A 12,437-nucleotide genomic window follows, 5' to 3' on the forward strand; every position below is an offset into this window, starting at 1 on the left:
GCTCGCAGCGCATCGCGGCAAGAGGCAGGCGCTGAGGAAGGTCAGGCTCACCCGGATGGGCTGACCGCCGGCGCGGTCGATCCGTCACGATAGCCGTCGCGGCTGCGCACTTGTCGAACCTTCCGACAACGTCAGCATCGCCGTGAATTAGCTGATGCAGGTCCCTTTTCGCGCCCTGCTCAGTTCTCGTCCTGCCACCTGCGCAGATCTGTCTGGTCATGATAGGCCATACGGTCCGGCGTGGTGATGAATTCCATCGTCGTGCCCCATGGCATGCGGCAGTAGCAGACCTTGTTTCCAGGACCTTTCTCGGTTGCGTAGGGAATAGCGCGCGGCGCAGTGAGGGGTGTGCCTCCCGCCTTCTCGAAGCGCTCGACCGATGCGTCGATGTCGTCGGTGTAGAGAGCGAAGTGCGTGATGCCGAAGTCGCTCGCCCGGATCGGCTTGGCTTGCTCAGGACCGTGCATTTCGAAGAGCTCGATATCGGGTCCGGTTCCGATCTTGACCATCGCCTGGGCACGCACGACCGTTCCGGGAAAAGCGCCGACGGCCCGCTCGAATTCGGATCCCTGCCGCGGCGGATCCTGCGGTCCAAAGGACTGGTAGATGACCTGGCCGCCGAAAGCTTCCACCAGGAACGCTTTTGCCGCTTCGATGTCGGGCACCGTGATGCCGATATGATTGACGCCGCGAATGACGGGTGCGTTCATGACAGTCTCCTTCGATTTATTCGATCCGCCCGGCCCGACACGGCGCGGGCGCTGAGTTTCAATTGGCCTTGAGGAAATCGATCAGGGCGGTTGCGACTTCATCCGGCCGCTCGTCCGCGACATAGTGGCTGCACCGCGCGATCGAGCCGCCCCTCACATCGGTGGCGAACTCCTTGAGCATCGGCACCATCTGCGCACCGAACCGCTGGTCTCCGCCGAGGCCAAGCACAGGTCGCGAGCGGCTGCTTCTTGTATTCCAGCGCGGCCGCATGGTCAGCGGCGAAGGCGCGGTACCACTCCATGCCGCCGCGCGTGCGGCCAGGAAGCGCCATCGCCTTGGCGTAGATCTCGATGTCCGCCGGATTGAAGCTGCTGTGATCGTAAAACCGCTCTGCCATGAAGGCCGACAGATAGTCATATTCACGGCCATAAAGCAGGCGCTCGGGCAGGTCCCGGCTCATATGGAAGCCGAAATGCCAGAGCCTTGCGGCCGTCGCCTCCCATCCAGTCCAGCCGGGAAGCGGAACGTCGAGGACGGCCAGGTGGGTAACAGCCTTCCGATGGATGGCGGCCTGCGGCAAGGCGACCATTCCGCCGATGTCATGACCGCACACGGCGTAGCGTTCGTGCCCAAGGGCAACCATCACTTCATGCGCGTCGCGCGCCATCGTCGCCTTGTCATAGCCGTCGAGCGGACAGTCCGAAAAGCCCGCGCCGCGCAGATCCATGGCCACCACGCTGAAATCATCGGCCAGCAGCGGCATTACCTTGTGCCATTCCCACCATGTTTCCGGCCAGCCGTGAAGCAGAAGGATCGGCGGGCCTGAGCCTCCCGTGACGGCGTTGATCTTGATGCCATTCACCGGCACCAGCTGCTGGGTAAACCCCTTCAAAGTTGCGATCATGATCGCTTTCCAGTCAGATGTTGACGTTCACAGAGCTCGTGGCCAGCGCTCAGGGCTGGTCGAAATCGGTGGCGATCGTGATGTCGCGCCAGGCGTCAATATCGCTGCGGAAGGCAGCCAGCTTTCGCTCGGCGATCGCGTGCGCGATCGGGCCGAGCGGCAGATGAAGCGGGGCGTCATCTGCATCGACTGCCTGCAGGATCACCGCAATCGCCTTGTCGGGATCGCCCGCCTGATTGCCGTTGTTGGTTTCGCGATAGTGCTTGCGCGAGCTCGCGGCGTATTCCGGCATCCCGTTGGCCGCCATCGTGATCGAACGGCCAAGAAAATCAGTGCGAAACGGCCCGGGTTCAACGATCAGCACGCGAATGCCGAACGGCTCCAGCTCGCCGGCGAGCGCTTCGGAAATCCCCTCCACGGCAAACTTGGCAGCGTTGTAATAACCTCCTCCGCCGCCGCCCGCGATGCCCGCGCCGGACGACATGTTGACGATCGTTCCGCCCGAACGTCGCAGGACCGGCAAGGAGGCTCTGGTGGTTTCGATCAGACCGAAGACGTTCACCTCGAACATCGGCCGATATTCCTCGGGCGTGCCTTCCTCAATCGCGCCGAACAGTCCGTAGCCGGCATTGTTCACGAGCACGTCAAAACCGCCAAAGGTCTCGACCGCCTTTGCGACCGCTGCTGAGGCCGCTGCCGCATCGGTCACGTCGAGTGGCAAAGTGATCATGCGACCGCCGAAGGGCTCGGCCATGTCCTCGATCGTCTTGACATTGCGGGCCGTCGCGATGACCCGATCGCCGCGGTGTGCTGCAGCGAGCGCGAGCCGCTGGCCGAAGCCGCTTGAGCAGCCTGTGATGAGCCAAGTTTTCATGACTTCTTCTCCGAGTTGTTTTCAGACGACGCCACGCTGTCGCCCCGCCGCAAACCGTCATATCGGCCATGATCGACCAGTTTTTCTCTCCGAGAGGGAATCCACGGAAGGACGCCCCCAGACGATGTCGGAAAACTAGGTGCTTAGATTTGTTCTTTAACTGACATAATTGTACTCTCAGCGTTCAGTTTTGTTCGGGTGATCGCGATGGAATGGAGTGACGTCAGAATCTTCCTTGCTATTGCGCGATCCGGCACGCTCGGAGGCGCCGCGCGTTCTCTCCAGACAAGCCATCCGACCGTCAGCAGGCGCCTTCGCGCACTTGAGCAGGCGATCGGTCACACGCTCTTCCAGCGCACAGCGGACGGTCTTGTTCTGACCGAAGAGGGCCACGGGGTCATCGCGCTGGCCGAGCAAATGGAAGAAGGCGCGCTGGCCATCGAGCGCCGGCTAGCAGGGCAGGAACAGAATCTCAAAGGCAGTCTGCGCATTTCGTCAGCGGACTGGTTTGGGGCCTATGTCCTCCCTCCTATCCTGGCGGATTTCTCGAAAGCCTACCCCAATGTCGATGTCGAGATCCTGACCGGCACACGCCGGGTCAACCTTGCCCAACGGGAGGCTGACGTCGCTTTTCGTATCGTGCCGTTCGACACTGCCGATGTGGTTCAGCGGCGGCTCTTCAGGCTCGAATACGGCGTCTACCTCGCCGAAGAGGCGGCTGATCCCAAATATGGCGATGGCACCGGTTTCCGGCTGATCACCCATGACACATCCACGGGCCGTTTCCCTGACATCGCGTGGCTCATCGAGAGTTTCCCCAACGCAAGACCGGTCCTGCGATCGAACAACCGCAACGTCCAGGGGCGCATGTGCAGGCAAGGCGTCGGCATCGCCGTCCTGCCCCGGGTGGTCGGCAATCAGATCCCGGGTATCCGCAGACTGGAACTGCCGACGCCGCCGCCAGCGCGAGACATCTGGATGGGATACCACCGGGACCTACGGCGTCTTGAGCGTCTTCGCGCATTCATCTCGACGGTATCGGACCATCTCGTGAACGCGACCGCATAGCACGAAAAGAAGAAGTTTATGAGCTCTCGGCCCCGTCTCTAGGCCGCCGCCTGCGCCTGATTGCCATCGAGAAGATGGCAGGCGGCAAGGCGCCCGGGCGAATGCTCGACGAGCGCCGGCGTCTCCACCCGGCAACGGCCGAATGCCTTCGGGCAGCGCGACGCAAAGCTGCAGCCGGCCGGGATGTCGATCGGGCTGGGCGGCTCGCCCTCCAGCAGGAAGTCGGAGGGATCAAAGGGCTTCTGCTCCAGCGTCGGGGCTGCCGACAGCAACGCCTTGGTGTAGGGATGCTGCGGATCGAAGAACAGATGGTGGTTGTCGGCAATCTCGACCATCTCGCCGAGATACATCACCGCGATCCGCGTGCAGACCTTCCGCACCATGGCCAGATCGTGCGAGATGAAGACGTAGGTGAGGTCGTTCTTTTCCTGCAATTTGGAGAACAGCTCGATCAGCCTGCCCTGCTCGCGCTGGTCCAGTGCAGACAGGGTCTCGTCGAGGATCAGGAGCTTGGGATCGAGAATCAGGGCTCGTGCGATCGAAATGCGCTGGCGCTCGCCGGTCGAGAGCGCGTTCGGCAACTGATCGTACAGTTCGGCAGCAAGACCGACTTCGGCCATCGCCGCGATCACCCGCTTCCGCAAATCGGCACGCGGGATCCGGCCCCGGATCAGGAGACTTTCCTCGATCATGCGGCCGACCGTGGTGCGCGGCGGCAAGGCATTGTAGGGATCCTGCAGGAGAAGCTGGAACTCGTTGCGCTTGCGGATCAGGTCGCGCGATGACAGCGCGCCGAGCGAGGTGCCGTTCAGCACGATGCCGCCGCTGTCGGGCGTCTCCAGCCAGGCCAGCAGGCGGGTCAGGGTCGACTTGCCGCAGCCGGATTCGCCGACGATGCCGAAATTCTCGCGCGGCATGATGTCGAGCGTCACGCTGCGCACGGCTTGCACGCTGCTGTAGGTGTTGAATGTGCCGCGTTTGCGGGCACGATAGGTGCGATGGACATTCTCCACCTTCATCAACGGGATCTCGCCTTGAGCCTGACGGCGGGCCAGCGGCCCCTCCGCCGTTTCCCACATCCGCGGCACGCTCGCGATGGCCTTGCGCGTGTAGTCGGATTGCGGCGCAGCCAGCAGTTCGGCGAAGGCCTGTTGCTCGACGAATCGGCCCTGGTACAGCACGGCCGTCCGATCGCCGAACTGCCCGAGTGTCGGCAAGGACGAGGACAGATAGATCGTCGCCATCTTGTGCCGCGTGCAGAGGTCATGGAGCAGGGCCACGATCTGCGCGGCAATGGTGACGTCCAGCGGCTGGGTCACGTTGTCGGCGATGAGCACGGCGGGTTCGGCGCAAATGGCATCCACGATCATCGCGCGCTGCATCATGCCGCCGGAGAATTTCGACGGATAGTCCCAGTAACGTTCCTTGGGCGATGGGATGCGCACCTCGCCGAGCAGCTGCATGACCCGGTCACGACACTCGCGCCCGTTCCATTCAGGCCTGACGCTGTGCAGCTTCTCCGCGATCTGGACGCCGACCGGCACGGTCGGATCCAGCGAACTCTGGGGCTTGGAGCCGATATAGGCGATGTCACGCCCGATCCGGACTTCGCGCGCTCCGGCGCCGAGGATGTCGTGTCCTGCGAAGGCGACCCGACCGGCGCGATATTCCAGGCTCTCCGGCAACCAGTTCGCCAGCGCGCGGCTCAGCACCGTCTTGCCCGCCCCGCTCTCGCCGTAGATGCCGAAAATCTCCGACGTGCTGAGACGAAAGCTGATGTGATCGAGAATGGGAGCCGCGCCCGGCGTCGTGGCGCCAACCGTCAGATCGTCGATTTCGAGGATGAGGGAGAGATCCATCTCAGAGACCTCCATAGATGCGGTTGCGCGCCTTTTCCAGCGCCGAACCCATGAGGTTGATCGAGGTGAGCGCGACGGCGAGGAAGATGCCTGGAATGGTCCCGATCCACCAGGCATTGAGCAGATATTTGCGGGAATCGGCGATAATGCTGCCAAAGCTTGGGGTCGGCGGCTGAATGCCGAGCCCAAGGAAGCCCAGGATTGCTTCGAAGATCATCATGCGGGCGACATCGAGCACCGCGACGAACGCGATCGGCGGCAGGATGTTGGGCGCCGCGAACAGCAGCAGGATACGCCAGTCCCCTGCCCCAAGCACGCGCAAGCCGCGCACATATTCCTTGCCGCGTTCGGCGACCGCGGCACTGCGGGCCACGCGCGCGTAGAGCGGCCAGCCGGACAGCGCCAGCACGATGATGATGGTCGGGACTGTCGGCCGCGACACGCCGAGAATGGTGATCGCCAGGATGATCATCGGAATCGAGAGCTGGGCGTCGGTGATCCGCATGATGATGGTGTCCCACCACTTGCCCTTGAAGCCCGCGAACAGGCCGAGGCCACAGCCGATGACGAAGATCAGGACCACGGTGACGACGCCGACCAGCAGCGAGTAGCGCAGCCCGATCAGGCTGCGCATCAGGATGTCGCGGCCGAGCTGATCCGTGCCCAGCAAATGATCCCAGGTCCACTTGTCGCCCAGATAGACCGGCGCCAGAAACTTGTCCTTTACCACCATCTTGGTGGCGCTGACCGAGGACACTTCAGGATAGATCGCGGACGCGAGCAGCAGCGCGATGAAGACGAAGAAGCCGATCTTGAAGCTCGACATGCCCCAGGCTGCAGCCAGGATCCGCCGATTGACCGACCGGATACGGGCCAATCGAGGTTCAAGCTCCGCTGCGATGACCGTGGTCGCCGTCATGGTCAGATCTCCACGCGAGGATCGATGAGATAAGCGACCAGATCCACGATGATATTGATGAAGACAAACACCGCGCTGGTCGTGATGGCGATGCCCTGGATGACCGGGAAATCACGCCCGACCACGGAGACGACGGTCAGATTGCCGAGGCCCGGATAATCGAAGATGTATTCGATCACCAGCACGCCGCCGATCAGGGTCGAAAGCTGGATGCCGAGCAAATTGACCAGCGGCACCGCGGCATTGCGTAGCGCGTGAGAATAGACGATGCGGCGCCGCGACAGGCCGCGAACCCGGGCTTCGTCGATGAACGGCGCCTGCATCACCTCGCCGAGTGACGTCGTCAGCGTCCGGATGATGAAGGGCGCGATCTCCACCGCCAGCACCAGGGCCGGCAGAATGACATAGGAGAAGCCCTGGTAGCCGAGCGCCGGAAGCAGCTTCAGCTTGATCGATAGAAACAGGATCAGAACGATCGCGAGCCAGAAATTCGGGATCGACACGAACAGCGACTGCATGCCGAACGCCAGGGCGTTCTGCCATCCATGCTGATGCAGGCCGCCGGCTATTCCGACCGGAAACGAGATCAGCAGCGCGAACAACAAGGCCATGCCGCCCAATTGCAGCGTGAACGGCAAGCGTTCAAGAATGAGGTCGGTCACCAGCGCCATGTCCGACTTGGTCGGATCGACATATTGCCCGCCGGCCGCAATCATGCCACTACGCGGCCGAAGATAGGATTGCCCGAGATCGCCCTGGAGCAGGCCGCGCATGTAGCGACCGTATTGGACGATGATCGGATCGCGCAGCCCCATCTTGGTCGCCACCTTCTCGACCACATCGGGCGGCGCCATGCCGCCGACGATCAAACGAACAGGATCGCCCGGCACCACGCGCAACAGCGTAAAGATGATCAACGAGGTGATGACGACGATCAGGAGGCCCTGCGCGATCCGCTTGACCAGGAATTCCAGGATCAACATCGGGAAGAGCTATCCTTGCATTCGTCGGAAATTCCGGCAGGCCGGGTCGTCCGACCTGCACCCGACCATAGAAACCGATAGGTCGGACAGGCCCGACCTATCGGAGCAATCATCATGCCAGCGTGGCTTTGGTCATGTCCTGCATGCCGTTCGGATAGATGTAGAGGCCGTCGAGCTTCTTGCTGTAGGCGTGGATGAAGACCGACGTGAACAGCGCGAGTGCCGGTGCCTTCCTGGCGATGGTCGGAAGCGTCTCGGTCTGGAGGATCTTCTTGCGTTCTTCGATGGAGGTCGCGTTGCGCTCCTTGTCGAGCACCGCGTCAATGTCCTTGTCGACGATTCCGGTGATACGCTTGGACGAGGAATGGAAGTGGGTGCGCAGCACCAGATCGGGCTCGGGCGAACCCGTGCACCAGCCGCAGTCGATCATGTTGCCTTCGCCGCCGCCGGGCTTGTCATAAAGCAAATTGCCCCAAGCCGCGACCTCGAGCGTCTGGAGATTGACCTTGAAACCCTGCTCCTGGAGCATGCCGGTGATCAGCTCGGCATATTCCTTGGTCTTCGGATAGAACCCGACAGACGTGTAATAGGTGAGTTCGGGAAGGCCCTGGCCCTTCGGGAAGCCAGCTTCCGCCAACAGCTTCTGGGCCTTTGCCGGATCGAATTCCGGATATTCGGCAACCTCCGTATAGCCGAACTTCACCGGCGAGATGTGCGCCTTGGAATAGGTTCCGGAGACGCCGAGAATCTCAAGGATCTGCTTGCGGTCGATCGAATGGCACGCCGCGAGACGAACGCGGGGATCGTCGAACGGCTTCTTGGAGCAGCGGAAGAATAGATACTTGTTCTCGACCGACACCGCCTTGTGGATGTTGAAGCGCGCATCCTTGGAAATGGTCTCGACCTGCTCCTGCTCCAGCCGCTCGATGATGTCCGCCGAGCCATTCAGCAACGACAGCGTCCGGGTCGTGGTGTCGCCGACGAAATGATACTCGACGCCGGGAATTTTCGGCGCACCGAGGAAGAAGTCGGCGTTGGCAGTGAGAACAGTGGTGTCGCCCTTCTGCTCGACATATTTGTACGGCCCGGTGCCGTTCATGCGAGCCGACAGCTGCGCCTTGTTGGCAATGTCCTTGGCGGACATGATCGGCAGGAACGAGGAGAGATAATAGTAGAGCGCCGCCGGATAGCCGTGCGCCTTGGTGTTGATGCGGCAGGTGAAATCGTCGACGATGTCGACGGTGACGAGGCCCGGATACCACTGCGCCGGCCGGTCGGGCAGACAGCCATATTCATAGGTCGCCTTGACGTCGGCTGCTGTAAAAGGCGTGCCGTCATGAAACTTGACGCCCTTCCGCAGCTTCACTTCCATCGTGGAGCCATCGATGGGCGTCATCGACTCAGCCAGCTCGAAGATCAGCTCATCCGGCTTGTCCGGCTTCATCGGCGCCCGCGTCAGATAGCCGAACACGAACCCTTCGACGATGAGCTGACCAAGATTGGTGTGCGTGGTCGGATCCCAATTGCCGCTCAACGCTTCCGCACCGAGAAATCGCAACGCCTTGCCTTCGGCGGCAAAGGCCGAGTTCATCAGAAAATCGGGATTGACCCGTCCGAAGCCCAACGCTGCGGCACCGGCAAGCCCACCTAACATCACGTCTCTACGGTTGATCATGTCCTATCCCTCGATGATTTTGGCAACGCTGAAACTGCTGCCGAGGGCGCGGGGCACTCAGCCGTTTCGATCGTCTCGCGCAACTTGCCGTAACTTGCAAAGCGTAGACCAAAGGCCGCGCTTGCCCGATTCCTGTTGCTCCACGATTCCGTTGCTGACACTCCCGGGTGCGACCATTACGCACGGCGTCTCCCGATCACCTGGAGCCTACCGCCCAACTCCGAGGCAGAAGCGCCTCTCCACTGTGCAGGACAGGAATGATGGACGCTCGGAACAGCGGTTCGGAGACGGCAAACCTATAATTCCCGCGTTTGAAATGAGCGGAATCCAGGCCTTGAAAATGCAAGCCTTGAAAACACAGGAGTTCCCGCCCATTCGCGGCGTCATCTCGGACCTCGACGGCGTCGCCTATCGAGGCGACACCGCGATCCCGAGTTCGGTCAGAGCGTTTCGCACCTGGCATGAGCAGGGCATGAAGTATGCGTTCGTCACCAACAATTCGACGAAATCTGCCGCGCAGTTTGCAGCAAAGCTGACTGGCATCGGCATTCCGGCAGAGCCGGGGCAGGTCTTCAACACCATCTCGGCGGCAACCGCCCTGCTCGCAAGGCGCTGGCCGCTAGGCACTCCGGTCTACGCGATCGGCGAACAGCCGTTGCTCGCGGCCATCGAGGCGGCCGGCTACGATCTGACCGCCGCGGATCCGGAGGTCGTGGTGCTCGGCTTCGATTCGACGCTCGACTACGCCAAGCTGCGAACCGCGATCCGCGCCGCCCTGGCGGGAGCGACGATCATTGCGACCAATCCCGATGTCCTCACGCCCGTACACGATGGATATGACCCTTGCGTCGGCGTGCTGACCGCAGCGGTGATCGCTGCCGTACCAAGCGTGACGCCAATCGTCGTCGGCAAGCCACATCCGTTCCTGATCGAGCAGGCGCTCGAATATCTCGGCACGGCAAAGCACGAAACGATCATGATCGGCGACCAGCTCGCCACCGACATCGCGGCCGGCAACGCCGCGGGCCTGCGCTCCATCCTGCTCGCCAGCGACGTGCCGTTCAATTCAGTGACAGATGCTATCCCCCATCGGGTCATATCGACCCTTCTCGATCTCCTCAACGCGGCTCCCGGGTCGGCCGTCCCACTTTCATGATGCCCCCTTAGGTTCGGTTCCGTCGGGCCGACATGCGCACGTCCAGAGTCGCGCGCGCAAGATCTTCATATGAACGCGCCCTGCCCCGAGCATCGCTTGGCAATGCGTTGAAATTTCGAGCCGTCTACACGCTCACTGCGCTGAACCTCAACACCATCAGAATTTCCGATATCGGCGAACGATATTTCGAATTTTACAAGCGTCTCCCGCAACGCTTGTGATGGGCGGCGAGTGAGAAGGCGTTGAAATGACTTCCGGTGCGGGACAGGTCGAGGTGCTGAGCTATCGCGTCGTCGAGGACGTCGGCCGCGCGCTGAACCCGCGTGCGACCCATGAACAGATCCAGGGCGGCGGCGTGCAGGGATTGGGCTATGCCCTGCATGAGCGACCAGAGGTGCTCTAGGCCACCTCAATCAGGCCGGGCGCATTCACGCCGGCTGCGGCGATCCGCACCTGCACATCGTTGGGTTTAGCCAGATATGGCGCCGACGTCACCAGGACATCGGCGCCGGCCCGCGCATAGGCTGCGGCATTGCCGGCGTTGACGCCGCCGGCGGCGGCGATGATGGGCCGGGTGCTTCGATAGGCGATTGCTGCGATTCGCTGCACCAGCGCGGCGATGTCGTCAGGCGTGAATTTCTCGGCCTGGATCACGTCGAAGCCGGCGACCGCCGCGGCCAACGCGCCTTCCTGGGTCGTCACCTCGACGACGATTTTCTTCTCCGGCGCCGAGACGCGCAAGCGCTCGACTACCTGGAACAAGGGCACGTCACCGAGAAAGGCCCGATGCTCTGGAAAGACCAGCACCGTTTCCGAAAGCCCCAGGCGATGCATGACCGCGCCGCCCGCCTTCACCGCGGCCGCGGCGAAGCGCTTGGTGCCGGGGATGTTCTTGCGCGTGCAGGCGACCGCGATACGCGGTGAAGCGGCGCGGGCCGCATCGACGATGGCGCGGGTCTCGGTCGCCACGCCCGACCAGATCTCGATCAGGGTCTGCGCCACCTTCCAGCTTCGCAGCAACGCCGCGGCCGGACCGCGGGCTTCAAGGATCGGCGCACCCTGCCCGAGCGCGGCGCCCGATGAGGCCAACAACTCCACGCTGCCGCCGGCGAACTCGATGATGGCGGCTGCATCCTCGACGAGCGCCAGCACCATGGGTGCGCGCGCCGAAAACCGCATGACAGCGGAGACGGCGCCGATCCCCAACGCTTCGGTGGTGAGATCGCCATAGGGGACGTCGTCCTCCAGCAGGCGTTCCAGCTCGGCGCGCGATGCAACGGTGACCATGTGACGCTCCAATCTCCGCAACCATGTCCACTTGCGGACGTGTTTTGTCGGGAAGCCGACAAGGCGTGTCCGCCTCTGCGCCGTCGCCGGCGAAAAGCACGTGATTTCGACGATGTTCTAGCAAAGCCCGCACCAGATTTGCGCGGGCGCACCCGGCACGCCGATTGCTGAGATGGTTCTGGCCGGCACGACGCGGCAGTTCGGCTGCGCTCGGTGCGCTCAACGGACAAGGAGTTTCTCGATGAAATTTATCCGCTCGCTCGCCATCGGCATCGGCCTGATCTTCATCGCTCCCGGTGCGGCAAAGGCGGCCCAGACCAACGTGGCCGTCGCCGCCAACTTCACTGAAGCTGCCAAGGAGATCGCGGCCGCCTTCAGGCAGAAGACCGGGCACGAGGCCGTGCTGAGCTTCGGCGCCAGCGGGCAGTTCTATACCCAGATCACGCAAGGCGCGCCGTTCCAGGTGTTCCTGTCAGCCGACGATTCGCGGCCGAAGAAACTCGTCGAGGACGGCCTGGCGGTGCCAGGTAGCCGCTTTACCTATGCCATCGGCAAGCTGGTGCTCTGGAGCAAGTCACCCGGTGTCGTAAACGGCGAGGAGACGCTGAAGGCCGCCTCCTTCGCAAAACTGTCGATCTGCAATCCCGCGGCTGCGCCCTATGGCGCGGCGGCGGTCGAGGCGATGAAGGCGCTGAAGCTCTATGAGGCGCTGCGGCCGAAGCTGGTCGAAGGCGCGACCATCACGCAGGCCTACCAGTTCGTCGAAACCGGCAATGCCGAGGTCGGCTTCGTCGCGCTGTCACAGCTCACGGGCAGCGACGCCGGCTCGCGTTGGGTCGTTCCGCAGGACCTCTATAACCCGATCCGCCAGGACGCCGTGCTGCTCAAGAACGGTGCCGGCAACGACGCGGCGAGCGCCTTCATCGGCTTCCTGCACGGACCGGAAGCACGCGCCATCATCGAGAAATACGGCTACGTGCTGGACGGACAAAGCTGATCTC

Annotated in this window: 11 protein-coding genes and 1 pseudogene; 4 read left to right on the top strand and 8 right to left on the bottom strand. The window is 62.6% G+C overall.

The window, feature by feature from the left end; all coding sequences use genetic code 11:
- Nucleotides 1-179: 179 nt before the first annotated feature.
- The 3 genes from FNV92_RS22835 to FNV92_RS22845 form a co-directional block, all read right to left on the bottom strand.
- On the bottom strand, nucleotides 180-710 hold the full coding sequence (locus FNV92_RS22835) for a VOC family protein (RefSeq protein WP_143844460.1): 531 nt from the start codon (nucleotides 708-710) through the stop codon (nucleotides 180-182).
- Nucleotides 711-808: 98 nt separating this feature from the next.
- On the bottom strand, nucleotides 809-1,615 hold the full coding sequence (locus FNV92_RS22840; RefSeq protein WP_334266064.1) for an alpha/beta fold hydrolase: 807 nt from the start codon (nucleotides 1,613-1,615) through the stop codon (nucleotides 809-811).
- 49 nt (nucleotides 1,616-1,664) lie between these two features.
- On the bottom strand, nucleotides 1,665-2,489 hold the full coding sequence (locus tag FNV92_RS22845; protein WP_143844459.1) for an oxidoreductase: 825 nt from the start codon (nucleotides 2,487-2,489) through the stop codon (nucleotides 1,665-1,667).
- A 207-nt stretch (nucleotides 2,490-2,696) separates the two neighbouring features.
- Between FNV92_RS22845 and FNV92_RS22850 the strand changes: the two genes are divergently transcribed.
- Nucleotides 2,697-3,557 carry a LysR family transcriptional regulator gene (locus FNV92_RS22850; protein WP_143844458.1) on the top strand — a complete coding sequence of 287 codons (861 nt, stop codon included), beginning with the start codon at nucleotides 2,697-2,699 and terminating at the stop codon, nucleotides 3,555-3,557.
- A gap of 38 nt (nucleotides 3,558-3,595) precedes the next feature.
- Here the strand turns inward: FNV92_RS22850 and FNV92_RS22855 are convergent, their stop codons facing one another.
- The 4 genes from FNV92_RS22855 to FNV92_RS22870 all read right to left on the bottom strand — a co-directional run bounded on the left by FNV92_RS22855 (nucleotide 3,596) and on the right by FNV92_RS22870 (nucleotide 8,993).
- A complete protein-coding gene (locus FNV92_RS22855) occupies nucleotides 3,596-5,416 on the bottom strand; it encodes an ABC transporter ATP-binding protein (protein WP_143844457.1) in 1,821 nt (606 codons plus the stop codon).
- Between the two features lies 1 nt (nucleotide 5,417).
- Entirely contained in the window at nucleotides 5,418-6,335 is a 918-nt protein-coding gene (locus FNV92_RS22860) for an ABC transporter permease (RefSeq protein ID WP_143844456.1), read from the bottom strand.
- Nucleotides 6,336-6,337: 2 nt separating this feature from the next.
- Complete coding sequence (locus FNV92_RS22865) at nucleotides 6,338-7,318, bottom strand: ABC transporter permease (RefSeq protein WP_143844455.1); 981 nt, start codon at nucleotides 7,316-7,318, stop codon at nucleotides 6,338-6,340.
- 112 nt (nucleotides 7,319-7,430) lie between these two features.
- Complete coding sequence (locus FNV92_RS22870; RefSeq protein WP_143844454.1) at nucleotides 7,431-8,993, bottom strand: ABC transporter substrate-binding protein; 1,563 nt, start codon at nucleotides 8,991-8,993, stop codon at nucleotides 7,431-7,433.
- Between FNV92_RS22870 and FNV92_RS22875 the strand changes: the two genes are divergently transcribed.
- Complete coding sequence (locus tag FNV92_RS22875) at nucleotides 8,992-10,149, top strand: HAD-IIA family hydrolase (protein WP_244623648.1); 1,158 nt, start codon at nucleotides 8,992-8,994, stop codon at nucleotides 10,147-10,149. The two genes, FNV92_RS22870 and FNV92_RS22875, sit on opposite strands and share 2 nt — an antisense overlap.
- A 262-nt stretch (nucleotides 10,150-10,411) precedes the next feature.
- Nucleotides 10,412-10,534, top strand: a pseudogene (locus tag FNV92_RS22880) (molybdopterin cofactor-binding domain-containing protein); the annotation flags it as partial.
- 14 nt (nucleotides 10,535-10,548) lie between these two features.
- Here the strand turns inward: FNV92_RS22880 and modD are convergent.
- On the bottom strand, nucleotides 10,549-11,436 hold the full coding sequence (modD, locus tag FNV92_RS22885; protein ID WP_143844453.1) for a ModD protein: 888 nt from the start codon (nucleotides 11,434-11,436) through the stop codon (nucleotides 10,549-10,551).
- Nucleotides 11,437-11,677: 241 nt separating this feature from the next.
- Between modD and modA the strand changes: the two genes are divergently transcribed.
- The gene (gene modA / locus FNV92_RS22890; RefSeq protein WP_143844452.1) at nucleotides 11,678-12,433 is read left to right on the top strand and encodes a molybdate ABC transporter substrate-binding protein; all 756 of its coding nucleotides are present in this window, start codon (nucleotides 11,678-11,680) and stop codon (nucleotides 12,431-12,433) included.
- Nucleotides 12,434-12,437: the final 4 nt, after the last annotated feature.

The sequence above is a fragment of the Bradyrhizobium cosmicum genome (assembly GCF_007290395.2).
In the GTDB taxonomy this organism is placed as follows: domain Bacteria; phylum Pseudomonadota; class Alphaproteobacteria; order Rhizobiales; family Xanthobacteraceae; genus Bradyrhizobium; species Bradyrhizobium cosmicum.

Excerpts from the sequence above, each read along its gene's own strand:
- FNV92_RS22835 (WP_143844460.1), bottom strand. The coding sequence starts at position 710 with ATGAACGCACCCGTCATTCGCGGCGTCAATCATATCGGCATCACGGTG.
- FNV92_RS22840 (WP_334266064.1), bottom strand. The coding sequence starts at position 1,615 with ATGATCGCAACTTTGAAGGGGTTTACCCAGCAGCTGGTGCCGGTGAAT.
- FNV92_RS22845 (WP_143844459.1), bottom strand. The coding sequence starts at position 2,489 with ATGAAAACTTGGCTCATCACAGGCTGCTCAAGCGGCTTCGGCCAGCGG.
- FNV92_RS22850 (WP_143844458.1), top strand. The coding sequence starts at position 2,697 with ATGGAATGGAGTGACGTCAGAATCTTCCTTGCTATTGCGCGATCCGGC.
- FNV92_RS22855 (WP_143844457.1), bottom strand. The coding sequence starts at position 5,416 with ATGGATCTCTCCCTCATCCTCGAAATCGACGATCTGACGGTTGGCGCC.
- FNV92_RS22860 (WP_143844456.1), bottom strand. The coding sequence starts at position 6,335 with ATGACGGCGACCACGGTCATCGCAGCGGAGCTTGAACCTCGATTGGCC.
- FNV92_RS22865 (WP_143844455.1), bottom strand. The coding sequence starts at position 7,318 with ATGTTGATCCTGGAATTCCTGGTCAAGCGGATCGCGCAGGGCCTCCTG.
- FNV92_RS22875 (WP_244623648.1), top strand. The coding sequence starts at position 8,992 with ATGTCCTATCCCTCGATGATTTTGGCAACGCTGAAACTGCTGCCGAGG.
- FNV92_RS22870 (WP_143844454.1), bottom strand. The coding sequence starts at position 8,993 with ATGATCAACCGTAGAGACGTGATGTTAGGTGGGCTTGCCGGTGCCGCA.
- modD (WP_143844453.1), bottom strand. The coding sequence starts at position 11,436 with ATGGTCACCGTTGCATCGCGCGCCGAGCTGGAACGCCTGCTGGAGGAC.
- modA (WP_143844452.1), top strand. The coding sequence starts at position 11,678 with ATGAAATTTATCCGCTCGCTCGCCATCGGCATCGGCCTGATCTTCATC.